Annotated in this window: 19 protein-coding genes; 4 read left to right on the plus strand and 15 right to left on the minus strand. The window is 27.4% G+C overall.

Annotated elements, in window-relative coordinates; genetic code table 11:
- From OM90_RS10320 to OM90_RS10355, 9 genes are all read right to left on the minus strand, one after another.
- The coding region (locus tag OM90_RS10320; protein ID WP_058486807.1) for an extracellular solute-binding protein at positions 1-1,264 on the minus strand (1,264 nt) is incomplete at its 3' end.
- Positions 1,265-1,537: 273 nt separating this feature from the next.
- Positions 1,538-3,037, minus strand: coding sequence for a recombinase family protein (locus OM90_RS10325; protein WP_058486808.1), 1,500 nt, complete (start codon positions 3,035-3,037; stop codon positions 1,538-1,540).
- A gap of 52 nt (positions 3,038-3,089) precedes the next feature.
- Entirely contained in the window at positions 3,090-3,263 is a 174-nt protein-coding gene (locus tag OM90_RS12815; protein WP_160323662.1) for a hypothetical protein, read from the minus strand.
- 101 nt (positions 3,264-3,364) lie between these two features.
- Positions 3,365-3,937, minus strand: a complete 573-nt coding sequence (locus OM90_RS10330) for a polysaccharide deacetylase family protein (RefSeq protein WP_058486809.1) — start codon at positions 3,935-3,937, stop codon at positions 3,365-3,367.
- Between the two features lie 58 nt (positions 3,938-3,995).
- Complete coding sequence (locus tag OM90_RS10335; RefSeq protein ID WP_058486810.1) at positions 3,996-4,955, minus strand: polyprenyl synthetase family protein; 960 nt, start codon at positions 4,953-4,955, stop codon at positions 3,996-3,998.
- The gene (locus OM90_RS10340) at positions 4,956-5,480 is read right to left on the minus strand and encodes a Gx transporter family protein (RefSeq protein ID WP_058486811.1); all 525 of its coding nucleotides are present in this window, start codon (positions 5,478-5,480) and stop codon (positions 4,956-4,958) included. It lies immediately after the preceding gene.
- An 18-nt stretch (positions 5,481-5,498) separates the two neighbouring features.
- Complete coding sequence (locus tag OM90_RS10345; RefSeq protein WP_058486812.1) at positions 5,499-5,882, minus strand: NusG domain II-containing protein; 384 nt, start codon at positions 5,880-5,882, stop codon at positions 5,499-5,501.
- An 18-nt stretch (positions 5,883-5,900) separates the two neighbouring features.
- A complete protein-coding gene (locus OM90_RS10350) occupies positions 5,901-6,938 on the minus strand; it encodes an FAD:protein FMN transferase (protein WP_058486813.1) in 1,038 nt (345 codons plus the stop codon).
- 119 nt (positions 6,939-7,057) lie between these two features.
- The gene (locus OM90_RS10355; protein ID WP_058486814.1) at positions 7,058-7,579 is read right to left on the minus strand and encodes an FMN-binding protein; all 522 of its coding nucleotides are present in this window, start codon (positions 7,577-7,579) and stop codon (positions 7,058-7,060) included.
- A gap of 251 nt (positions 7,580-7,830) precedes the next feature.
- On the opposite strand from OM90_RS10355, the gene OM90_RS10360 reads away from it, so the two are divergent.
- From OM90_RS10360 to htpG, 3 genes are all read left to right on the plus strand, one after another.
- Complete coding sequence (locus OM90_RS10360; RefSeq protein WP_058486815.1) at positions 7,831-9,582, plus strand: FAD-dependent oxidoreductase; 1,752 nt, start codon at positions 7,831-7,833, stop codon at positions 9,580-9,582.
- 91 nt (positions 9,583-9,673) lie between these two features.
- Complete coding sequence (locus OM90_RS10365) at positions 9,674-10,147, plus strand: DUF5721 family protein (protein WP_058486816.1); 474 nt, start codon at positions 9,674-9,676, stop codon at positions 10,145-10,147.
- Positions 10,148-10,281: 134 nt separating this feature from the next.
- The gene (htpG, locus tag OM90_RS10370) at positions 10,282-12,153 is read left to right on the plus strand and encodes a molecular chaperone HtpG (protein ID WP_058486817.1); all 1,872 of its coding nucleotides are present in this window, start codon (positions 10,282-10,284) and stop codon (positions 12,151-12,153) included.
- 40 nt (positions 12,154-12,193) lie between these two features.
- Here the strand turns inward: htpG and addA are convergent, their stop codons facing one another.
- Genes addA through OM90_RS10390 form a run of 4 tightly spaced genes read right to left on the minus strand, consistent with a single transcriptional unit; the run spans position 12,194 to position 21,023 of the window.
- Entirely contained in the window at positions 12,194-15,898 is a 3,705-nt protein-coding gene (gene addA, locus OM90_RS10375) for a helicase-exonuclease AddAB subunit AddA (protein ID WP_058486818.1), read from the minus strand.
- Entirely contained in the window at positions 15,865-16,398 is a 534-nt protein-coding gene (locus OM90_RS10380; protein WP_330381862.1) for a shikimate kinase, read from the minus strand. Before OM90_RS10380 ends, addA begins: the two co-directional genes overlap by 34 nt.
- A 56-nt stretch (positions 16,399-16,454) precedes the next feature.
- Positions 16,455-19,892, minus strand: coding sequence for a helicase-exonuclease AddAB subunit AddB (addB, locus tag OM90_RS10385; protein ID WP_058486819.1), 3,438 nt, complete (start codon positions 19,890-19,892; stop codon positions 16,455-16,457).
- A gap of 12 nt (positions 19,893-19,904) precedes the next feature.
- Positions 19,905-21,023, minus strand: coding sequence for a polysaccharide deacetylase family protein (locus OM90_RS10390; protein ID WP_058486820.1), 1,119 nt, complete (start codon positions 21,021-21,023; stop codon positions 19,905-19,907).
- A 178-nt stretch (positions 21,024-21,201) separates the two neighbouring features.
- On the opposite strand from OM90_RS10390, the gene OM90_RS10395 reads away from it, so the two are divergent.
- Complete coding sequence (locus OM90_RS10395) at positions 21,202-22,194, plus strand: methyl-accepting chemotaxis protein (RefSeq protein WP_058486821.1); 993 nt, start codon at positions 21,202-21,204, stop codon at positions 22,192-22,194.
- A gap of 17 nt (positions 22,195-22,211) precedes the next feature.
- Here OM90_RS10395 and cooS read toward each other — a convergent pair whose 3' ends face one another.
- Positions 22,212-24,125 carry an anaerobic carbon-monoxide dehydrogenase catalytic subunit gene (gene cooS / locus OM90_RS10400; RefSeq protein WP_058486822.1) on the minus strand — a complete coding sequence of 638 codons (1,914 nt, stop codon included), beginning with the start codon at positions 24,123-24,125 and terminating at the stop codon, positions 22,212-22,214.
- Positions 24,126-24,598: 473 nt separating this feature from the next.
- A partial coding sequence (locus tag OM90_RS12820; RefSeq protein ID WP_058486823.1) for a hypothetical protein occupies positions 24,599-24,906 on the minus strand: 308 nt, incomplete at its 5' end.

Raw genomic sequence — 24,906 nt, forward strand, 5'->3', positions numbered from 1 at the left:
CAACCCATTCCCAATGAGTTCCTTTTATTCCGTATCTTGTTGTTATAAAGTTTTCTGCATTAGTTGCCATCCATTCAAATAATCTCAAGGCATTAATTGCATTATCTGAATAACTTACAATACTTATTCCTGGATTAGCTGGATATCCTCTTGTTACTTTATAATCTCCACCATCATATCTTTTTAATGTAATATATTCATATTCTGCTTCTGGTACATTTTCAACTAACTTTTCCCATGGTCTTATAAATCTTGAATACCATCCAGCATGAGCTGCTACTTTATTATCAATAATAAGACCTTCTGCTTGGTCCTTTTCTAATAAATATTGTTCTGGGTGTAATAATCCTTCTTTATGCCACTTAGCCATAGTTTCTATATATACTTTATATCTTGGATGTAGAGCAATAGGTGTCACATTTCCTTTTTCATCAATATAATTAGAAAAAGAAGTTCGTCCAGTTAATACAGGAACACCCATAATGCTATATCCTAAAGCACATTCAAGTTCATTAAATCCTGCAACACTTAAAAGTGGTATAGTATCATTTTTACCATTCCCATCTAAATCTGCATCTCTAGCTGCTATTAAAAATTCTTCTAATTCTTCAATAGTTTCTGGTTTTTTCATACCAAGTTTTTCTCTCCAATCTTTCCTAATGGCAATGGCATATCCCATATCTTCTTGTAATCTAGGAATAGCCCAAATTTCTCCATTTGCATCTGAAACAGATTTCCACTGTTNATCTTCTTGTAATCTAGGAATAGCCCAAATTTCTCCATTTGCATCTGAAACAGATTTCCACTGTTCTTCTGTAAATGCCTCTTTTAATTTTGGTGCATATTCTTCAATTAAATCTCTTAAAGGCATTAATGCTCCTCTCGCTTGCAAATCTGTCATTGAGGCTGCAGCATATGATGTTTGTATAGCATCCACATCCTCTTGCCCAGTTATAGATGAATTGATTTTTTGAGCTAGTTCTGTTTCGCTTGACATATGAATAATTTCAAATTTTATTCCTGATTGTTCTTCTATATACTTATGTACTAATTCATTATCTATTGCTTCAGAACTCGCAGCATTTACACTTCGTACAATAATTTTTACTGTATCATTATCTTGTGTGCTTTGTTCAATACTAGTTTCAGTTACTTCATTATTTATATCCGTTTTATCTTTTTCATTATTTTTATTACATCCTCCTATACTTATGATAATAATTGACATCATTAAATAAATAAAACTTTTCTTTATACTAGTCATTAAATACACCTCCACAAAAATTCATAATTTTACTTAATTATTGAAATAACTCCTAAAATAATATCGAATTTCTTTTTACAATTTTAAGTGCTTTTTGTATAAATATTTTATTATACTAATATAACTTAATTTTTAAAAAAATTATTAAATTCTATTAATTATAAATATTTTACCTGTATTTTAAAATTACACTAAATTTTCAATATTGAAAAATACTAATTTAAATAAAGAATTATGTATAAAATTAAAAAGACTATCAATAAATTGATAGCCTCATATTTTCCATTCTATAGTTACCTCATCATCTTTTACATAAACTCTATTAACAAAACAATTTATTATCTTCTTTTTTTCTTCAAGATCACTTTCATTCCATTTACTTGTATAAGATAAAACATCTTCAATTGATTTATTTTGACTATTCTTTAAAACTAAATTTTTAATTTTGTTTGCAAGTTCTTTTTTTCTATTATCAAGCTGTTCTATTTTTTTATTTATATATTTATTGACAACTGCATTACTTAACGCAATTTGATTAATTAAATTTTCAATTTGTTCATCAATTTTGATTATTTGCAAATTGATTTTGTTGATTTCTTTATTCTCTACTTTTTCTACTTTTATTTTAGAATTTTTTATTTCATTTACTTTCTCCATCAAATGCTTTTCTACAACATCTTCAACTTCATAAACATATATGGGTCTTTTATGTCCTTTACAATTTTTATAATTTGTTTTCCCTCTGCATTTTAAATATTTATAAGTTCCTGATGTATATACACTCATAGAATAACCACAATAACCACATTTTACGATACCAGATAAATAACTGTGCTTCCCTTTTCCTGTATTTTTTATCTGTTTATTTTTATCTAGTTTATATTGACAAGTTAAAAAAGTTTTAGAATCTATAATCCCTTTATGTAATGCAATAGATAAAACATGATTTTTTACATTTGTATACTTTCTTTCATTTGATTTTCTTTTTCCATATAAATAACATCCATTAATTCCTTGAAATTCTTCTAGCTTATTGCTAATTTTACACCCCTTATTTTTATAATATAAATATATATCTCCATCAGCCTTTACATATACAGGATTTCTTAAAATTCTACTTATTTTACTTGAATCCCACGCTCCTCCTTGAGCTGCCTTTATCCCTTTATCATTTAAATAATCACTTATTTGACCTAAAGACATATCCGAATTAGCATATAAATCATACATTTTAACTACCCACTGTGATTGAGTGTTATTTGTAATAAATTTATAAGTTTTTACTCCTTCTACTTTTGTTTCTATTTTTTTATATCCATATGGGGCTCTGCCTCCCATATAAAAACCTTTTTTCCCTCTCGCATAATAATTATCTTTAATTCTTTTTTGTATAGTTTCCCTTTCTAATTGTGCAAAAACCATTGTTATATTTAGCATTGCATTCCCTATTGGGGTAGATGTATCAAATTTTTCTGTGGAAGATTGAAAATCTACATTATATTTCTTAAATATATTAATAATACTTGCAAAATCTAATATACTTCTACTTATTCTATCAAGTTTATATACTATTACCTTTGTTATAAGACCAGCTCTAATATCGTTTAATAATTGTTCAAAAGCAGGTCTATTAGTATTACCTCCGCTAAATCCTCTATCAGTATAGATTTTATACTCTTCATTAAATATTTCTTTTTTACAAAATTCAATTTGACTTTCTATAGATAAACTATCTTTTTTATCTATCGACTGTCGTGCATAAATTGCAATCATAATCTTCTTCCTTTTCTATATAAACATATTATTTTTATTAATATCATTTATTTTAAATATTATCTTTTTCTTTTATCTGCACTTTATCTTTAAAATCTCTATATATTTTTTGTAATATGTGCTGTTTTATTTTTTCTCTTTCTTCTTCTGTGATATCTGGAACACAATGAATAACTTTAAATCCATTAATATATTCTATTTTTTTTACCTTCATTTTATATTCCATAATATCACCTCTATTTTATTTATATAGAAATTATTAAGTTGTATGATTTTAGATTAATTATCATATATTAAAAAAATTTCACTTTAAGTGAAATTTTAAATTTAGCTAAAGTTTTTTACTTTTATATTTATCCTTTCAACATCCCACTGTATTGAATAATATCCACATTCTTCAGCAGCTTCTATTACTGTATTATTATATTCTCCAAAAGGAGGTCTAAATAAATTCATATCTATTCCTAAAAGTTTTTTAACTTCTTCATGAGCTGCCATTAATTCTTTTTTATTTTCTTCTTTTGATAATTGACCCATATGAGGATGTTTATTAGAATGATTACCTATATCATGTCCTTCAGCAGCAATCTTTTTTACTTCTTCTGGATATTTTCTAACCCAATCTCCAACTAGAAAAAAAGTAGCTTTTACTCCATGTTTTTTAAGTATTGCTAATATATCATCTGTATCATCTGCTCCCCAGGCAGCGTCAAAGGATATAGCTATTTTCTTTTCTTCAGTTTCTACACAATATATAGGAAGTTTTCTTTGTTCGTTTTTTGAAACAGTATTAAAAACTTCTGTTACATAAGGTCTTGATAATCCCATAGAAATCATAATCAATAATAATGCACAAACAATTTTAATAATTCCTTTCATGTTAATCACATAAATTTTCATAGGAAATCCCCCCTCTAAATATTTGTATTCAAAGGGGGGATTGTTATATTCCTATTATTTATAATAGTTTAATTAAATATTTTAAAATATTATCATAGTTTTTATTATTAAGTTTTTTTAATTCTTTTAAAGCTTTATTTATAAATTTGTTTTTTAATATTTCTGTGTTATCTAAAGCTTTTGTTTGTTTTACAAGCATAATAATTTTTTCTATATCTTCATCATCTACATTTTCTTTTTTACTTAATAATTTTTTTAATTCTTTATTTACTTTATTATCTTCTAAAGCAAATAATAAAGGAAGAGTATAAATACCTTGTTTTATATCTGTTCCCATAGGCTTTCCTTCTTTTTTTTCTGTAGATGTGTATTCTAATAAATCATCTCTTATTTGAAATGCCATTCCAAAATAAACTCCAAATTTTCCTAAAGCATTTAAGGTTTTTTTACTTGCCTTAGCTTCATAAGCTCCTGTTAAAATACTCATAGCAAATAATATAGCAGTTTTTCTATAAATCCTTTTTAAATAATCTATAACTGAAACATTGACGTTATATTTTATTTCATATTGGTCTATTTCTCCTTCACAAATTGCTCTAACAGCCCTAGCAATACGGTTCATATGTTTAAATGAAGTCTTGTCTGATAAAATTGTAAAAGCTTTAGTAAATAAATAATCTCCCGTATATACAGCCATATCTTTTCCCCATTTAGCTTGGACAGTTATTTTACCTCGCCTAAGTTTAGAATCATCAATAATGTCATCATGAACAAGAGTGGCTGTATGCAAAAGTTCTATAGCCGATGCTAAGGGAATTATCTTTTCTTCTTCAAACTTTTTCCCATATCTTGCCCCTAATATAACAAAAGCTGGCCTTAATCTTTTTCCACCAGATTCTATTAGTTCTAAACTAATTTCCGTTAATATTTTTTTCCTAGAACGAACAACTTTTTTCATGTATTTTTCCATCTTATCTAAATCTATATTTATTTCAGGATATGCTTTCCATAAATCCATTTAATTCTGTCCCTTCTGTATGTCTTTAATCCATGGGAAATTCTTAAAATATTTATAAATAAAGCCTACACTTATTCCTACAAAATATCCCGTGATTACTCCTGATATAAGAAGAATTGGAAGATAAATATAAATTCTTAAATCTTGTATAATAAAAGCTGCTACTAGTAACTGTCCTATATTATGAAATATTGCGCCACAAATGCTAATAGAACTTAATCCTAAATAATTTCTAAAAAATTTATATAATAAAATCATGACTATATTACTAAGTAGCCCTCCAACAATACTAAATAAAAAAGCTGAAATACTTCCTCCAAAAATAGAACCCATAACCGTTCTTAAAATAACTACTATTAAACTTTCTTTCCATCCTAAAACAAGTAATGTAAATAGAGATATTATATTTGCTAATCCTAACTTTACTCCCGGAAAAATTACAGGAATTTGCGCTTCTATAACATAAATTATAAGAGCAATTCCAACTAATAAAGATAATAATACTATTCTTTTTGTATTTGTCATATAATCACCATTCTAATATTAATATGAAATTTGATCTACTTCATCATCTTTTCCTTCTATACGAATCAATATTTTATTAGGAATACATACAGCTATATCTCCAGGCTTTGATAACCATCCTGAATTAACACAAACTAAATCAGGACAATCTGCTTCTATAAATCTAATTCTTCCTTTTTCAACTCTAATAGTATTATGGTGACCTTCTTCATTTTCTATAGTCCATTCTTTAGGTTCTTCTACTTTATCTAAATCAATTACTTTTATTACCTCTTGATCTTGAATAATTTTTGCAATAAGTTTATCTCCCTTATTTATAAATCTATATATTCCTAAAAATAATAAACTTATTGTAATTAAAATAATTATAATTAAACCTACTATCTTATCTCCTTTTTTCATTTTAACTCCTACCTAACATTAATTTGCTAAAATAAAGGAATCATCTACTATATTAAACGTTTCTTTTAATCCTTCTGTTATATATACATTTTTATCTTCTGTAATTATTACTGCATCTACATTATCCAAACTCTCTATTAATTCCATTCCCTTTTCTAATCCTAAAACATATACACTAGTAGATAGAGCATCTGCATCAATAGATTTATCAGTAACTATGGTACTGCTTATAATTCCTTCTTCTGCAGGATATCCTGTTTTAGGATTGATTATATGATGATATCTTTTTCCGTCCTCTATAAAATATCTTTCATAATTTCCTGATGTTACTACTGTTTTATCTACTACTTCTAATACAGCTATATAATTTCCTCTATCCCCTAGAGGATTTTGAATACCTATTCTCCATGAAGAACCATCCACTTTAGTTCCTAAGGTTACTACATTCCCACCTAAATTAATAAAAGCTGTATTGATATCATTTTCTAACAAAATTCTTTTTATTTCATCTCCCGCATATCCTTTTGCTATTCCTCCCAAATCAATTGCCTGTCCTTTTTTATTAAGCTGTACTTTATTTGTACTTTCGTCCAATTTTAAATCCTCATAATTAACTAAATTAAGAAGAGAAGTTATTTCTTCTTTTTCTGGAACCCTTGCATCTTCTGTTCCAATTCCCCAAAGTTTTACAATAGGTTCTATGGTAAGGTCAAAAGCTCCATTACTTAATTTGCTATATTCTTTTGCTTTTTTTAATACATAAAAAGTATCTTCACTAACTTGAACTGGATTTTCTCCTGCATTTTCATTAATCAAAATAACTTCACTTATATCCTTATTAACACTCATTTTATTTTCTATTTCAGTTATTCGTTCAATAGATTCTTGTATAGCTTTTTTAGCTTTATCTACATTTTCATCGTATATCTGAATATCTATAACAGTTCCTAAAGCGTAAATAGTTTCTGATATTACCTCAGAAGTTTTTTCTTTACTACATCCTGAAAATGTTAATACCAATAAAATCAAGAAAACCATAAGTACTCTTTTACTCATTTACTCACCAACTTATATATATTTACTTACATAGTATATCGCAAATTTCATATAAATATCAAATTAAAAATTATTAAAAATTCCCCAAGAATTTTCTTGGGGAATTTTCCTATACATTATTATTTAGCAGATTCTAAAGCTTTTTTAGCTACTTCTTTAAAACTTTCTGAACCATGAGTTGCACCACTTATCACATCTACTGCTTCTGGGTCTTGTTTTTCAACAAGAGCACTTTCTAATTGTGGAAAGAAGTCTGCTGGTCCTATTCCATTTTTTTCTTTCATCAAATTATTGTATTCTTCATTATCTTGTTTTGTTGTTCCTTCTTCTTCATTTACTTCATCATAGTCAACAGAAGCAATTTTTCCATCTTTTACTTCAATGGTAATTACTGGTTTCCAACCTCTTTCATCAGGTTCTCCTTCTGCAGTATAAGTACCATCTGTATATGTTACTTCTGTTGTTTCTGTATTGTTATCATTTGATTCTTGCTCTGTTTGAGCTTCTGTGTTATTATCGTCTGCTTGTTGCTCTACTTGAGCATTAGTATTTTCCTCATCAGCTTTTTTTTCTGAATTACATCCAGTTAATGTAGCAAAGGATAATCCTAGTGCTAATCCTAATGCTATAATCTTTTTCATTATAATCTCTCCCCTTTTTTGTTTTGTAAACTATTTCTAGCTAATTATAGTGGTTAGATATTTTTTTGTCAAAGTTAACATAACTTATTTTTAATTCTCTAGCTCTTATTTTCTTCCTTATTCTAATTATTCCTCTAAATTTCGTTGGTTTTTAAATTATGAATGTTAATTTTTTTATGTTATAATTATCGTAATTTTTATGTTTAATATATAAATAAATGTTAATAATATATCCATGGGAGGCTGATTTAATGAGTAAAAAAATATTTATTCTTGGAGGTGGGTATGGCGGAATACAAGCTGCACTTACCTTACAAAAGAAAAAAAAGAAGACAGACGATATAGAAATTTATCTTATAGATAAAAATCCATATCATACTCTTCTTACAGAACTTCATGAAGTTGCTGCTAATCGTATTGAAGAAGATGGAGTAATAGTATATTTAAAAGATATTTTTAAATATACAGATGTACATGTAATTCAAGATTATATACAACAAATTGATTTTGAAAAACAAATACTAAAATCTCCTAAAAATGAGTATTCTTATGATTATTTAATTATGGCCATAGGAAGTGAACCTAACTTTTATGGTATCGAGGGAATGAAAGAAAATAGCTTTACCTTATGGTCTTATAAAGATGCTCTTACAATAAAAAATCATATTTTAGAAATGTTCCAAAAAGCTTCTTTAGAAAAAGACCCATCTAAAAGAAGGGCTTATCTTACATTTGCTGTTGGTGGTGGTGGCTTTACAGGAACTGAAATGATCGGAGAGCTAGCTCTATGGGTAAATGATTTAGCAAAACAATACGACGTTAATAGAGATGAAGTAAGATTAATTCTTATAGAAACCCTCCCTAATATATTACCTATTTTAGATAACTCTCTAGTTGAAAAATCTGTGAAATATCTAAAAAATAAATTAGGTGTAGAAGTTTTAACTAATTCTAAAATTACAAAAGTTGATAAAACTTCTTTTGTATTAAATGATAATGAAATTATTAACTCCCATACCCTTATATGGACTGGAGGAGTACAAGCTAATAGATGTCTTAGTAAATTTGATCTAGAAACAGGAAAATCCCAAAGGGTATGCGTAGATGAATATACAAAAACCCATTATAAAAATGTATTTGCTATTGGAGATTTTTCTTTATTTATAACTGAAGATAATAAGCCTCTTCCTGCATTAGTTGAAGCTGCTTTAGAAACAGGGAAATCAGCAGCAATAAATATTCTTAATTCAATTAGAGGAAAAGAATTAGAAAAAGCAAAACCTAAACTTCATGGTGTTATGGTATCTGTTAGCAAAAATTATGCTGTTGCTAATATTATGGGGATGAAATTATCAGGACTTCCTGCTCTTTTTATGAAACATTTAGTTAATATCCATTATTTATTTGGTATAGGTGGTTTTGAAATAATTCGTAAATACCTAAATCATGAATTTTGGGGCGTGAAGCATAAAAAAAGATTTTTTCATGATCATCTTGAAAAAACAACCCCTACATTTTTAATAGTTATCCTTCGTTTATATCTTGGATATATGTGGTTAATGTCTGGTATAGAAAAAATAGATAGTGGTTGGTTTGAATATATAATGTTAGGTGGAAGTAATGTAGATGGAACTAGTGGCGCCTCTATTATGCAACTTGTTTCTAATCATACTCCTAATTGGTATGCGTGGATAGTTGATACATTTATTATCCCTAATGCCATGTTATTTCAAAAATTAGTAGTTCTTACAGAGTTAGGTTTAGGACTAGCTTTTATTACTGGTACTTTTACATTTATTGCCGCTATTGTATCCATTGGTATGAATATCAACTTCTTACTTTCAACAGGCCTTAATGATTTATGGTTTTTAGTTACTTCTATCCCCATGCTTTTTGGAGCTGGAAGATCTTTTGGAGTAGACTATTATCTTATACCTTATCTTATGAGACAATGGCGATACTTTGTAAGAAATAAAAAATTAAAATTTAATCTATGGAAATAATCTTAAACCCCTAAAATAATTAGGGGTTTTCTCTTGTATTTTTATTTCTTAAAGGATATTATATTACTAAATAATTTTTTAGGAGTATGCTATGATTACACTAAATATTTTAGATGTAAAAAAAACAATGGAAGAACTTTTAAAAGGTAATTTATTTGATGAATTTGAGGCTAGAGATATTGAAATTCATACCTTTACTAAATTTCATATCAGTGGCATTTTAAATAAAGATTTTTTATCTACAGATGAAAAAGAACTATATAATAGTAATTATATTTTATGGAAAGAAATAAAAAAACATGTTTTTAATATTATAAAAGGTAAAAAATCCCCTACTTATTTTAAAATTGTTTTATCTGCTAATAAAGATTTAATCTCAAATTTTTCTTCTGAAATTTCTGCTCTATTTATAAATATGATATACACTAATAATAAACTTACCTGTACCACTGGAACAGCTCTAAAAACTTTTATTCTTGATAAATCTTATGAATATCAATGGGATAAATATATTTATGAATTATTTTATAATTCTAATATCCTTGTAGAAAAAAATAATATTTAATTTATAAATACATATTAACTTTAATAAAATTGTTTTGTTAGCACTCTATTATAATGAGTGCTAATTTTTCCTTGACATTTTCATTTTATTGGGTATATCATAATATGAGAAATTTAATGAAGGGAGAGAATATCATGCCTCATGAAACTGGAAACTTATCTATACATAGTGAAAATATTTTCCCAATTATAAAAAAATGGCTTTACTCAGATAATGATATTTTTATTAGAGAATTAATATCTAATGCTTCTGATGCAATTTTAAAATTAAAAAAATTAGTTTCTATGGGAGAAGCTTCTGTACCAGAAAATACAAAATATAAAATTCAAGTTATATTAGATGAAAAAAATAAAATAATTAAAGTAATAGATAATGGTATCGGAATGACTGCAGAAGAAATCAAAAAATATATTAATCAAATTGCTTTTTCAGGAGCTGAAGATTTTCTAAAAAAATATAAAGACAAGATGGATAAAGACCAAATAATAGGACATTTTGGTCTTGGATTTTATTCTGCATTTATGGTAGCAGACAAAGTTCAAATAGATACTCTTTCTTATAAAGAAAATGCTACTCCAGCTCGTTGGATATGTAGTGGTGGAACAGAATATGAAATGGAAGAATCTGATAGAAATGAAAGAGGAACTACTATTACTCTTTATATAGGAGAAGATGGAAAGAAATTTTTAAATGAATATACTCTCCGTTCTACTATAGAAAAATACTGTGGATTTATGCCCGTCGAAATATATCTTGAAACTATAAAAGAAACTAAAGATGATTCTAAAGATGATACAAAAGAAGAAATTAAACCAATAAATGATACAAACCCTCTTTGGATGAAACAGCCTAATAAATGCACTGAAGAAGAATATAAAGAATTTTATCGTAAAGTATTTATGGACTTTAATGAACCTCTTTTTTGGATACATTTAAATATGGATTACCCCTTTAATCTTAAGGGAATATTATATTTTCCAAAATTAAAAAATGAATTTGAAACTATAGAAGGTAAAATCAAATTATTTAATAATCAAGTATTTGTTGCAGATAACATAAAAGAAGTAATTCCTGAATTTTTACTTCTATTAAAAGGAGCTATTGATTGTCCTGACCTACCTCTTAATGTATCTAGAAGTTTTCTTCAAAATGATGGATACGTAACTAAAATTTCTGATTATATTACTAGAAAAGTAGCTGACAAACTTAATTCTCTATATAAAAAGGAAAAAGATAATTTTATTAAATATTGGGATGATATTCATCCATTCATTAAATATGGTGCTCTTAGAGAACCTAAATTTTATGAAAAAGTAAAAGATATTATCATTTATAAAACTATTAATGGAGAATATGTTACTTTAAAAGAATATTTAGAAAAAAATGAATCAAAACATAAAAATAAAGTATTTTATGTAACTGATGAACGTCAGCAAGCCCAATATATAAAACTATTTAAAGATAATAATATGGATGCAGTAATTCTAAACTCCACTATAGATAATCCTTTTATTTCTCATATTGAAATGCATGAAAATGGAGTTACTTTTAGTAGAATTGATGCTGATATTTCTGAAAATCTAAAATCTGAAGACAATAAAAATGATGATAAAGAATTTAATGAAAAATTAGAAAAAATCTTTAAAGAAAGTTTAAATAATAATGATTTAAAAATTAAAATAGAAGGACTAAAATCTGAAAATGTTTCTGCTATGATACTTCTTTCTGAACATTCTAGAAGAATGGAAGAAATGAGTAAAATGTTTGGAAATCTTAATATGCCTGGTGCTTTCCCTAAAGAACAGACTTTAGTTCTTAATAAAAATAACAAATTGATTAAAACTATTGCTGATAAAGCTGATAAAGAATCTGATAAGGAATTAGTTAAAATGCTTTGTGAACAAGTATATGACTTAGCTATGTTAAGTCATCAACCTTTAGATTCTGAAGCTATGAATAAATTTATTGATAGAAGTAATCAAATATTAGCAAAAATTGCAGAATAATGAAAAGGCTATTTTAGAAATTATTCTAAAATAGCCTTTTTTAATAAAATACTGCCCTAGAAATACTAAATAGATATAATCCTTTTTCCTTTACTTTCTTTCCTGTAATTTCTTCTATGGCTCTAGAATATAATTGTATTTGTATTCTATATTTATCCATAATCTTCTTTATTTCTCTATCAGGATTTTCCTTGTCTAAAATAGCATCTGTTTTATAGTCTACTAATACTATGCCATCTTCTTCTTCAAAATAGCAATCTATTATCCCTCTTATAAAAATATCTTCATCTGATTGAATTTCGTCATAAATCTCCTTAGCTTTAAGTGAAAGAATAAATGAAACTTCTTTTTTTATTTTAGGACTTTTTCTAATTCTATTGGCTAATTCTGACTTACCAAAATAAAATAATTTTTTTATTGATACGGACTTTCTTTCTTCCTCTGTTATAAGTCCTCTGTTTTCCATAGTTATTAATTGATTCTCTATATCTTCATAATTTCCCATTCTGTTAAAATCTAAATGCTTCATAACAAAATGCATTATAATTCCTTTTTCAGCTCCTGTAAGACCTTTTTTCTCTTCTATAAAATTAGGACGAGTTAGCTGAGATTCTTCTATCAAAGATATGCTCTGTTGATCTAGTTCATTTTCATATTGTCTTTTTATTTCTGAAACTGATATCATTACAGAAAGAGCTGTTGATTCCTTATAAGGATACTCCCAAGATAATTTATTAAAAATCTTCTCTTTATAAGGACTATATGACTTATTTGTATCCCAATTTAATAATTCTTCTAATATTTTTTCCTTCTCTTTTAATTCTTTTTCATCTTTAATATTAATATCTTTTTTTCCCCATTTATAAACTCTCCAATTAGAAGAATCATCATAAAGAGTATTTATAGGATTTTTAATGCATTTTCCCCATTTTCTTATTTCTTCTCCATCTCTATGTCTAGCTAAAGCTAAACCAATCCAATCCATATATGTTTTAGCACTTATAAGAATATATGGAGATAATTCTTCTTTTTTACTTCCCACTTCTCTTACCCATTTTTTTGAGCTATCTTCTATATTTTTTACTGTTCCTGTTAATATAAGTTTTTCTTTAGCTCTTGTTAATGCTACATAAAGTATACGCATTTCTTCAGATAAGGTTTCTAATCTTATTTTTTCCCTTATGGCGATTTTAGGCGCAGTATCATAAGAAATTCTTTTTTTATAATCTACAAAATCAGGTCCTAATCCTAAATCTTGATGAAGTAGTATAGATTCATGTAAATCTTTAAGATTAAATTGTTTGCCAAGGCCTGACACAAATACAATAGGAAATTCTAGTCCTTTACTTTTATGTATACTCATAATTCTAATTATATTTTCATTTTCTCCAACTATCTTAGCAGCTCCCATATCTCCTTGATTTTTTTGAATTTTTTCCATAAACCTAATAAAATTAAATAATCCTTTAAGACTTGTTGCTTCATATCTTGCAGCTCTGTCTCTTAAAACTCTAAGATTAGCTTGTCTCTGAGCTCCTCCTGGCATAGCTCCTAAATAATTATAATAATTTGTTTCCGTATATAACATCCAAAGTAATTCATCTATTGAAATATGAACAGCTTGTTTTCTCCAATTACTAAGATTATCTAAAAATTTTATAAGCTTTAATTTTAATTTTGTATCTTCTAAAGTTCCTTCTATATATTTTTTTATTGATTCATAAAAATCTCCTTGTGGAAAAGCTGCACGAATTTCTACTAATTCATCTGAATTTAAGGATACTATAGGAGAACGAAGAACTGTTATAAGCGGTATATCCTGTCTAGGATTATCTATAATTTTAAGTAAACTTAAAATTATTTTTACTTCTATAGCATCAAAATATCCTGTAGCAACATCTGCATAAACTGGTATCCCTTCTTTTGATAATTCATCCACAAATATATTAGCCCATTTCGAAGTGGTGCGAAGAAGAATTACAATATCTCTATAATTAACTCTTCTATATTTTTCTATTTTCTTATCATATACCCAAAAAGGATTTTTATCATTCATTAACTCTTTAATCTTTTTAGTTACAATCTTTGCTTCTAATTCTATGTTGGTAATTTCTTCTAATTCTTCTTGCAAATTTTCTTTTGTTTCTTCTGTATTATCTTCTGTTTCTATTATATGTAATTCGATATCTCCTCCCACATTTAGACCTAAAGCTTCAGGATAATTTGCTCCAGGATTTAAAGCAGCTTTTTCATCATATTCTATTTCTCCTAAATTAGGAGTCATTATTTGTCTGAATATAAAATTTATTCCATTTAAAATGTTTTCTCTACTTCTAAAGTTTTGGAATAAATCTATTCTTCTTTCTTTCCCATCTTCTTTAGTAGAAAAAGTATTATATTTTTTTATGAATAAATCAGGTTTTGCTAAACGAAATCTATAAATACTTTGTTTTACATCTCCTACCATAAATCTATTAGGATTAGATGTATTCTTTCTTGAAATAACTTCTAAAATAGTTTCTTGTACTAAATTACTATCCTGATATTCATCAACTAATATTTCTTCATATTTTTCTTTAAGTTCTAAAGCTACTGGAGAAGGAATAATTTTTCCCGGAGTACTTCCCTTATCTAGTAAAATATCTAAACAATAATGTTCTATATCATTAAAATCTATTATTCCTTTTTCCTTTTTTAAATCTTGAAAACGAATAGAAAATTCATCCAAAACCTCTTTTAGAGCTTTCATAACCGGAAAAGTTCTATGCATATCTTTTAACATTTCTCCTGGAGATTTAAAAAATATATTTTCTTTTAATTTATTTACTCCTTTTTTAACTAAATCTCTTAATTCTCCTATTTCTTTTTTTATATATTCGTCTCCATCTTTCCATATTTTTTGTCTTAAAAAAGATATTTGACTTATATAAGTATATAAACTTTCTATATCTTCTTCACAAAAACTAATAAGTTTTTTTAAAATATTAACATCATCTTCTATAACTTGTATATATTTATCAGGTGCATTTGCTTCTTTCGAAAGATTTAAAGCATTTTTTGAAATTTCAAGTAATCCTAAAGCTTCTACTTTAACTTGTTCTTTTATAATTTTAGCCCAAGAAGTTTCATTAAAATCTTTAAACTTAGTTGGATCAAATACTTCAACCTTTTCTTTAAGCCATAAACTAGGCCAAGGATTACTTTGAATAAAACTATGTATTCTTAAAACTATTTCTTGAAGTTTAGTATCTTGTTTTTTTCCTCCATAACATTCTACTAAAGAATGAAAATCTTCTCTTCCCTTTTCATAAAATTCTTCAAAAATTGTCTCTAATAAATCTGTTTTTAAAAGAAGTATTTCTGTATCGTCTGCGATTCTAAAAGATGGGTCTAAATCTAAAAGGTGAAAATTATTTTTAATAACATCTAAACAAAAGGAATGTATAGTAGAAATAGAAGCTCGATTAAGAAGAGTAAGTTGTTTTTGAAGATGGATATTTCTTGGGTCTTCTTCTAATTTTTTAGATATACTAGCTCCTAGTCTTTCTTTCATCTCTGCGGCAGCAGCATTTGTAAATGTAACCACCAAAAGTCTATCAACATCTATGGGATTTTGAGGTCTTGTAATCATTTTTATAATACGTTCTACTAACACTGCCGTCTTTCCAGAACCTGCTGCAGCTGCAACTAATAAATCACATTCCCTTGTGTCTATTGCTGATTGCTGCTCTTTGGTCCACTGCATAGTTCTTCCTCCCAAATAGCTTTTATTTCTTCTACTATATCTTCTGTATTCTTACCCATGCACCTAATAGTCTTATCTTGATATCTTTCATATAAAGGAACTCTCTCATCATATACTTCAAGAAGGGTTTTCCCTTTTTTCATAGCAATTCCTCTTGTGGTAATATTGCGAATTCTATTTTTTATTTCCATATAAGGAAGTTTTAAGTATATAATCAAGGCATTTTTCTTTAAATGCTTCATAGCCTCAGGTTTTAAGACTACACTTCCCCCAGTAGCGATTACTGTTCCCTCTACATTAAGTTCTAATATTGTTTTTTCTTCTATTGAAAGAAATTCATCTATTCCTTTTTCTATAATTATTTCTTGAAGAAGTTTATTTTCTTTTTTTTGTATTATCAAATCTGTATCAATAAAAGGCATTCCTAAAGTTTTCGCTAATATAATCCCTATAGTGCTTTTCCCAGCTCCTGGCATTCCTATTAAAACAATATTTTTCACAAGCCATCCTCCTTACACATTCTACAGACAAATCAATTTTTATTATGTTTTTAAATTTATTTTTTAGTATCTTCTTTTAATTGTTCCCATATCTTTTCTTTATTTAAATTTTTTAAAATTCTATATTTATTATTTTCTAATAAAGTATCGAATTGGCAAATAGATTGATAAAGACAGTATTTACAAGAAGTATCTTCCTTAATTTTATATGGGCTTATTTTAATATTTCCTTTTAAAATCTCTTCTCCAATTTCGACTACTATATTTTTTACAAATTCTCTTAAAGCATTAAATTCCTCTAAAGTTGCTACAGAAGAATTTTTGCTTATACCGTTTTTTGTAAGTTGTACTGGAATAATATCTGAATATCTATTTATTTGATTATCCATTTGTCTGATTATATCTATATCTTTTAATACCATACCGGATAATTTTAAATCCTTTAAAAGTAATTTTTCTATTTCTTCTTGAGTCATTTCTTTAGCTTCACGAATAATAGGGTCATCTATTTTAAAATAAAAAACTCCCCCCGGTAATAATTCTTTATCATTAAAAATTTTTCTTCCCTGTTTTATAAATGCATCAAGATAAAGAAGTAACTGCAGCTGTATTCCATAAAAAATATCCGCTAAATTAAAAGATTTATTTCCTGATTTATAATCTATAATTTTAATATAAACTTTATTATCTTTATCTAAAATATCAACTCTATCGATTCTTCCTGTTAATATAATCTTTTCTCCTGTACTTAATTCTATTACTATAGGAGGAAGTTTGTACTCCTCACCAAATCCTATTTCAAATCCTAAAGGTTCAAAATTTCCCCTTTTTATATGTTCTGTTAAAGCCCATACAGCCCTTTTAGTTATTCTCTTTAATCTTCTTATTAAATATTTATTTCTAGCAGAACTAAAGAGTATTTCATTACCTAATTTTGGTGCTAATTCTTCCACAATTTCATCAATTAAAATTTCGCTTAAATTTCTATCTAAATCCTTCCAAGAAATCCCTTTTCCTTTAAGTTTTTTAGAAAACACATCTAATACGCTGTGAAAAAGTCTTCCTATATCTGGCGTTTGTAATTGATAAAATTTTCTTTCTTTAGCTTTAAGACCATATTCTACAAAATATCCAAAAGGACATGCTGCAAACTTTTCTAACCTCGAAACACTCGAATATATTTTGTTTTTATATAACTTTTTAACACTCTCTTTTTTAATATAATTTTCTTGATTGGTATGAAAAAGCCCTCTAACTGTTATTTTAGTTTTCTCTGACCAGTTTTCATTAGATAAATACCAACTATATACATCCTTCCATATATCTTTTAGTTCCCCGTTTTCAATGATATCTCTTAAAGCTTGTCCTAAATAATGAAAAGTATTAATTGGAGATGATATCATTTCTTCTATATTAGTATTTTGCAAATCACTACTTTCTTTTATTTTAGGAAAAAGAGTTTTTATTCTTTGAATAAGTATAGATGGTCTTAAGGCTTTGCCTTCTTCATCTCCCATACAAAAACTTATATGTAAATATTGACTAGGTTTAGTCAATCCAGAATAAATAAGAAACTGTTCTTCAAAAGCCCTTCTTCGTCCATCAGGAGCTAATTCAAGTCCTATTTGATCCATAAATCTTCTTTCTTCATCTGAAAAAAGCCCTAAATCTTCAGGAACTGCAGGAAGTATGCCATCATTTACTCCTATTACAAATAATGCTTTAATGTTTGGAAGTCGTGATCTTTCTAAATCTCCAATCACCACTTGGTCTAGAGCTGGAGGAACTAACCCCATCTTACACTGTTCAAGTCCTGCATCTAATATCTTTGAATATTCTCTAATAGTTAGTTGTTCTTCTCCTAAAATTTCCACCATTTTTTCAAACAATTCTACTATCAAATCCCAAATCTGAAGATTTTGTTTTACTAAAATCAATTGATTTTCTTCTTTGAATTTATCGATAAATTCTAGAAGTTTTTTATTTATTTGTAAATCCTCCATAAGTTCATATATTGCTATAGTAATATCCTTAACAGAATATTTTTTATTATTTCTTATTTTATTATTAAATTTAGAAAGAGGTATTGCTACTTTTTTTCTTGTTTCATTTATTTTCTTTAAATTATTTTCTTCATATTCTTTTTGTATAATATCTTCTAACTCATCTATACCTTTTTTCTCCCAGTCTTCTCCTGTCCATCTCTTTTTTCCCTTAATTCCATAAGCTAAAACATAATTTTCTAATAAATCTATATCTTCCTCTTTTATTTGAGTAAAACCAGTCTTAAGATATCTAAAAATACTTTCATAAGACCAATTATTTATAATTATTTCTAATGATGATCTTATAAGTTCAATTAATGGATGAGATAATATATCTCTTTTTACATCAATAAAATAAGCAATATTATATTCTTTAAAAATACCTTCTATTATTTTTTGATATTTTGAAATATCTCCGGTCACTACTGCTATATCCCTATAACGATATTGTTTGTTTTTAACTAATTCTAATATTTCCTTTGCCACCTGTTCTATTTCTCCATAGGGATTAGAAGCTGTATAAAGCTTAATATTTTGAGTTTCCTTTTTATAAGGAATACATGGATAGTTAAAAAATTGTTTTTCTAAATTGATAAGCTCAGGGTTTTTCCCTTTATTTTTTCCCTGCTTTAACTTTACAATTTCTTCTACTTTTATATTATAAAGAGCAGTTATCTTATTAAGCTTATCAAAGGTTTTTCTACTCTCACAAAAAGGGTCTGTTTCATCGTAGGGAGAAAATAAATCTACTTCTGGGTCTAAAGTAAGAGAAATATTAACAATTTCTACTTTTTGTAAAAGTTTGTATAAAATCCTATACTGTTGAGGAGTAAAACCATAAAATCCATCAATCCATATATTAGCTCCATCTAGAAAAAAACTCTCTTCAATTTTATAAGTTAATACATCCAAAATCTCTTCTGATGTTATATATTTTTCTTTCATATAGTTTTTAAATCTTTTAAAAACTAAATATAAATCATTTATTTTAGCCTCTAAAATAGGACTTTTTATTATTTCTTTTTTTTCCAATAAAGTTTCTGGAATAATATCATATTGTTGAAATTCAGAAATCATACTTCCTAAGTTCTTAATAAATCCAGGCTGCCTTGCAGATTTATTAAGAATTTGAAGTTCTTCTTCCATTTGGTCTATAACTTTTCTTATAACCATATTTCTTCCTAAATCTCCTAAAAACTTTTCCTTTGGCTTTCCTACTTCTTCAAAAACTCTATGAGCAAGTCTTTGAAAACTAAGAATTTCAACATTCATTATCCCTTTGGTATCTAAAATACTTATAAGATCTTTATGAGCTTGAAAATTAAATTGCTCTGGCACTATTAAAATTAAGGGAATGTCTTTTTTATTTTTCAATTTTTCTTTTATATCATTATAAATAAAACTCGTTTTCCCCGTACCAGAACGTCCTAATATATACCTTATACTCATAAACTTTCCCCTCTATTCTTCTATGGTGTATATATATAATTCTTTATCTCCTAAACTATTTTTATCTATATTTTCTTCGTAGCCCTTAGGAATGGAAATTCTATTAGGATTACCATCAGATATATATCTATATTCTGGATGATTTTTATAATATTCAAGATACCACCACAGATCCCCTTCTTTTCCTTCTGATCCTCTAACCCTTGGAACATTATATGGATCAAATTTTATATGATAAATAGGATAAAAAGGAGCACTTGGTCCTTCCCTAAGCCCTATTTTATAATTATATTCTTTTCCATTGTAAATTCCTTTTTCTATTAAATATCTTAATTCTTCTACAGGTCTTTCCCCAAAAGGATATGAAAAAGAATCCACAGTATATCCTGGCAACGCTTCTTTTATCATTTCGTCTACTTTCCCAATTTCTTCTTGAATTTCTTCTTCATCTATTTCTGATAAATGAGCATGAGAATAAGTATGATTAGCAACCTCATATCCATTATTTATTAAATATTCTAATCTCTCTTTAAAACTTCCTGCTCCTTTAAAAGGATCATTATCTCCATTAATATAAAAAATAGCACGTGCTTCAAAACCTGGATGAGTTTTTGCAAATTCATTCATGATATCTACTGCACAATTAGGAGCTGGTTTTAGCTCTCCATTTTCTTCTACCAAAGAAAAACTAGAACTAACTCCATCATCAAAAGTTATTACTATGGGAGTATATCCAGCTTCTACTGATATATTATTATCTATATAATCTCTCATAGAAATAGGCCTATATCCATTTTCATAAAAAAATTCTAAATCTTTTTTAAAATCTTCTATTGTCCTTTGATAGGGACTAGGTGGATTATCTTCTACTAACCCATGATACATAACTATCATAATATGACCTAATTCATTTGGTTTTATTTTTTTATAATCAATTTCTACTTTTTCTTCTGTTTTTTTATTTTCTTCCTCTATTAGTAAATCATTTTTTTCTTCCGTTGCATTATCTTTTTGTAATATGTCAATTTCTTTTTCAATTATATTATTTTCTTTTTCTGACACATCTTTATTTTGACTACATCCTATTATAATCAATGGAATAAACAATATAAAAACTAATTTTTTTAACATATGTATTCCTCCCCTAGTAAATTCTTGCCACTTTATATTATAACCCGTATTTTATTTGAATTCCAATATAAAAAATTTAATTTTTAATCTTTTCTTTCTTTGTTATTTGCTTTATAATATGTTTAAATAGTAAATAAATTGTAAATTTTTATCGAAATAATTCATAGGGGGTTATAATATGAAAATTTTTAAAAAAAATAATTTAGAAAAAAATGTAGAACAAACAACACAATCTAAGAATGAATTTATAAATCAATTAGAAGAAAATCTAAATCCTATAAAATCTAGTACAACAGAATTAAAGAAAATTATAGATGACGCTTTTTCTTTCTCCCAAGATATCTCTTCTACTTTCAATGAACAGACCCCTTTATACTTAAATAACTGTGACCAGCAATTAAATAATATTGAAAAACAATATGAAGTTTTATCTGATAAAACAAAAAATATATCACAAAAAATAGATTCCGTAAATGAAATTGCAGAAAATGCCGTAAAAACTGCTAATGATGGTTCTATTTGTGTTAAAGAATCTATATCTAAAATCAATAAATTAAAAAATACTATAGAAAAAACTAATCACACTATTTCATCCTTAAATCAAAGTTCTAGTGAAATAGGAAATATTTCTCAAATTATAACTAGTATATCTAGCCAAACAAATCTTCTTGCTTTAAATGCTTCTATCGAAGCTGCCAGAGCTGGTGAACATGGAAAAGGATTTGCAGTTGTTGCCGAAGAAGTAAGAAAACTTGCAGAGCAATCCTCCAAATCAGCAGAAGATATTACTAATTTAATTTCTAGCCTTCAACAGCAAACTTCTGAAATATCTAATACAATGTCTAGCAGTGCTGCTGAAGTGACAGAAACAATTAACGCTATTAATAAAGCTAAAGAAGCTTTTGAAACCATTGGAGAATTTGTTAATACTATTTTATCTGAATCTAATTCAATCAATGAAACTATTGACCTTCTTTTATCTAATATAAAATCAATTTCTGATAATGTAAAAGAATTAACTTCTTCATCTCTTCAAGGAGAGGATATGTATACTAATTTAAAACAAAACATAGAAAAACAAATACAATTTCTTGGGGATTTAAAACAAATATCAAATAATATAGATAATAAACTTAATTTATTCCAGACTTTAATAGATAACAATAAATAAAAGCGGCAATGCCGCTTTTATTTAAGTCCCATAGCTTTTCTTTTTTTAATTATATGAGCTTCTATATTATTAGCCACTTCTACTGGGTCATCTCCAAGAGCAATTTTTCCTCCTGTTAAATTTTCAATATCTTCTGTCAATAATTTTACTAAAGCTTTTGCTCCAGTTACAAATGGAGTTGGAGATAAATGGGTATATGCTCCATAAGCTACTGCAAAAACTCCGTCTATGGTAGCTTTTTGTTCCATCCATTCCGGTGCTGTTACTGCGATAGGAAGGTCTGATACATCAACATCTAAGTGATCTGCTAAGGCAGTAACTAACATGGAAATTCTTCCTGTATCAGTGCAAGTACCAAAACTTAATACCGGAGGAATTTTTAAAGATGTACAGACTTCTTTTAATCCTTTTCCAGCCATATTAATGGCTTCTAAATTACATAACCCTGCTACTTCTAGAGCATGGTTCCCACAGCCTCCACTAACAACTAGAATATCTTTTTTAATAAGCTGTTTAGTTAAATTTACTGTATTCCAATCCTGAGGACCATTCCTAAGAGTTGAACAATTTGCAAGAGCGACTATTCCTTTTATTTTACCTTCTGCTATTACATCTACTAATGGATCTAATTTATTTCCTAAAGCTTCCAACACTGCTTCTGTAGAAAATCCTGCAATAGCTTTTTTAGTGATTTTAGGTACTTTAGGTTCTATTTTTCCATGTCGTTTTTTAAAATTTTCTATTCCTAATTCTATTAATTTATCTGCCATTTTATCAACTTTATCAGGATGATATGGTATTTCATGCTGAATCCCTGGAATTCCTATTATTGTACTAACACTAACTAGAGTGCATTGATATTTTTCTGCATACATATCAATAGCAGGAGGAGAACAATTTTCTTCCATTGCAAATACATCAACTGTCCCTGTAGCTAAAAGAGGCTCTATAGCTAACCAATTCCCCATAAGTCCTACAAATACATCATCTACATCAAATCTTTGAAGTAATTCTTGTCCTGTCTCAATGGAACCTACTACTCTTAATCCCTTAGCTCCTACTGCTTTTGCCATTTCTTGAACCTTAGGGTCTTTAGCTTTTTGTATCGTAGCCGCCCCTGCCCAAGGTTGATGTCCATTAAAAACAATATTCACATAATCTGGGTCCATAATACCTAAATCCACATCTACTTCATGAGGTTTAGGAGTTCCAAATAAAATATCTTGAACCATTTCCAGCCCTATTTGTGCATTATAAATGGTTGCTAATCCTAATCGAAGAGCTTTCTTAGCTAAAGACGCATAATCTCCATCTACATTAGTAAGACAACTAGCTACACAATTTTGTTCTTCATGAGTAGCTCCTGCTGGATATATATTAATTTTTTTCCATAACTCTTTTCTCTTTTTAGGTGCAAAAGCTTCTACCATTAAATTAGGTTCATCAGACCCTATCCTTAATTGATTTTCTAAAAAATTAGCTAAGTCAATAGCCATAGAATTAATATCTTTATTAGTATCTAACCCTACTTTTTCACACATCCATTTTAACTTATTTTCATCTTTAATCTTAAAAGGAGTTTTACCTTCTCCCGTAGCCCTTAAAGTTCTAAAAGCCTCATAAGCATGATGACTATAAGTTCCAGCACCCATTATATTTCTAAGCAATAAATTACGCATTGCCATAGCATCGGCTCCAATACCACATACTCCTTTATCTTGTCCACCTTTTTCATTGATTCTACAAGGTCCTTGAGAACAAAGCTGACAACTTAATCCCTGAAGACAGAATTTACAACGAATTTTTTCTTGTAAATCCCATCTATCAAATACATTTGACATACCATCTTCACGAATACGTTTTATCATTTCTTCTACAGAATCATGATAACTTCTTCTACCCTCTGTTTTTTCTAATATAGTTTCGCTCATATATCTACTCCTTTCTTTATGTATATTTATAGTTTTATCTGAAATATCATTTAATATACATAGAGTAGTTACTCATTCTTATTTCTTTACATATTCAATCTTTACTACTTTTTTAAATACTAACATTTAACTATTGATAGTTTTATCTACAAAGTTACTACTATCTTCATCTACAGCATGATACTTTTTCTCCGTCTACTTCTATATATCCATCACTTGTAAAATCTAATGGATGAGTTATAACTAAATTATATAGCTGTTCATCTGCCTGTATTGCTTTTAATATATCTATCCATCGTTCCCTTGGAATACTAGCAGGATATTTCCCATCAGAGTCTTTATTTTTATCTAAGTTTTCTGCATTATTATCTAATAAATTTTCTACAACTTTCCCTACAGTTACTTTTTCTCATTCACCATATTCTACAACATCATCAATATATATAAGACAATCAAGCAGTGCTAATTGTGTTTCACTTAGTTCTCCATAAGCCACTATCTTTCACCTCACTTATCCCAGAAATAGAACTAACTCTAACATATTTTATACCATATTTAACAATATCTTCATCTGCGTTTATAGCATCACTGCCCCAACCTACTTCATCAAATTTATCATCATGAACTATTACCATTTTTAAATTTCCAAATAATTTTGCTTCCTCCATCTTTTCTGCTATTTTCTTTAAGCTTTCTTCTATAGGTTTTTCTTTTGCTTCACTTTCTTTTACTAAAACTGTTACAAACGAATAAAAATCTTTATCTTTTTCATATATTTCAC

Source organism: Defluviitalea phaphyphila (assembly GCF_001466305.1).
Lineage (GTDB): Bacteria > Bacillota > Clostridia > Lachnospirales > Defluviitaleaceae > Defluviitalea_A > Defluviitalea_A phaphyphila.

Coding starts and splice junctions, on each gene's coding strand:
- OM90_RS10325 (WP_058486808.1), bottom strand. CDS start 3,037: ATGATTGCAATTTATGCACGACAGTCGATAGATAAAAAAGATAGTTTA.
- OM90_RS12815 (WP_160323662.1), bottom strand. CDS start 3,263: ATGGAATATAAAATGAAGGTAAAAAAAATAGAATATATTAATGGATTT.
- OM90_RS10330 (WP_058486809.1), bottom strand. CDS start 3,937: ATGAAAATTTATGTGATTAACATGAAAGGAATTATTAAAATTGTTTGT.
- OM90_RS10335 (WP_058486810.1), bottom strand. CDS start 4,955: ATGGATTTATGGAAAGCATATCCTGAAATAAATATAGATTTAGATAAG.
- OM90_RS10340 (WP_058486811.1), bottom strand. CDS start 5,480: ATGACAAATACAAAAAGAATAGTATTATTATCTTTATTAGTTGGAATT.
- OM90_RS10345 (WP_058486812.1), bottom strand. CDS start 5,882: ATGAAAAAAGGAGATAAGATAGTAGGTTTAATTATAATTATTTTAATT.
- OM90_RS10350 (WP_058486813.1), bottom strand. CDS start 6,938: ATGAGTAAAAGAGTACTTATGGTTTTCTTGATTTTATTGGTATTAACA.
- OM90_RS10355 (WP_058486814.1), bottom strand. CDS start 7,579: ATGAAAAAGATTATAGCATTAGGATTAGCACTAGGATTATCCTTTGCT.
- OM90_RS10360 (WP_058486815.1), top strand. CDS start 7,831: ATGAGTAAAAAAATATTTATTCTTGGAGGTGGGTATGGCGGAATACAA.
- OM90_RS10365 (WP_058486816.1), top strand. CDS start 9,674: ATGATTACACTAAATATTTTAGATGTAAAAAAAACAATGGAAGAACTT.
- htpG (WP_058486817.1), top strand. CDS start 10,282: ATGCCTCATGAAACTGGAAACTTATCTATACATAGTGAAAATATTTTC.
- addA (WP_058486818.1), bottom strand. CDS start 15,898: ATGCAGTGGACCAAAGAGCAGCAATCAGCAATAGACACAAGGGAATGT.
- addB (WP_058486819.1), bottom strand. CDS start 19,892: ATGAGTATAAGGTATATATTAGGACGTTCTGGTACGGGGAAAACGAGT.
- OM90_RS10390 (WP_058486820.1), bottom strand. CDS start 21,023: ATGTTAAAAAAATTAGTTTTTATATTGTTTATTCCATTGATTATAATA.
- OM90_RS10395 (WP_058486821.1), top strand. CDS start 21,202: ATGAAAATTTTTAAAAAAAATAATTTAGAAAAAAATGTAGAACAAACA.
- cooS (WP_058486822.1), bottom strand. CDS start 24,125: ATGAGCGAAACTATATTAGAAAAAACAGAGGGTAGAAGAAGTTATCAT.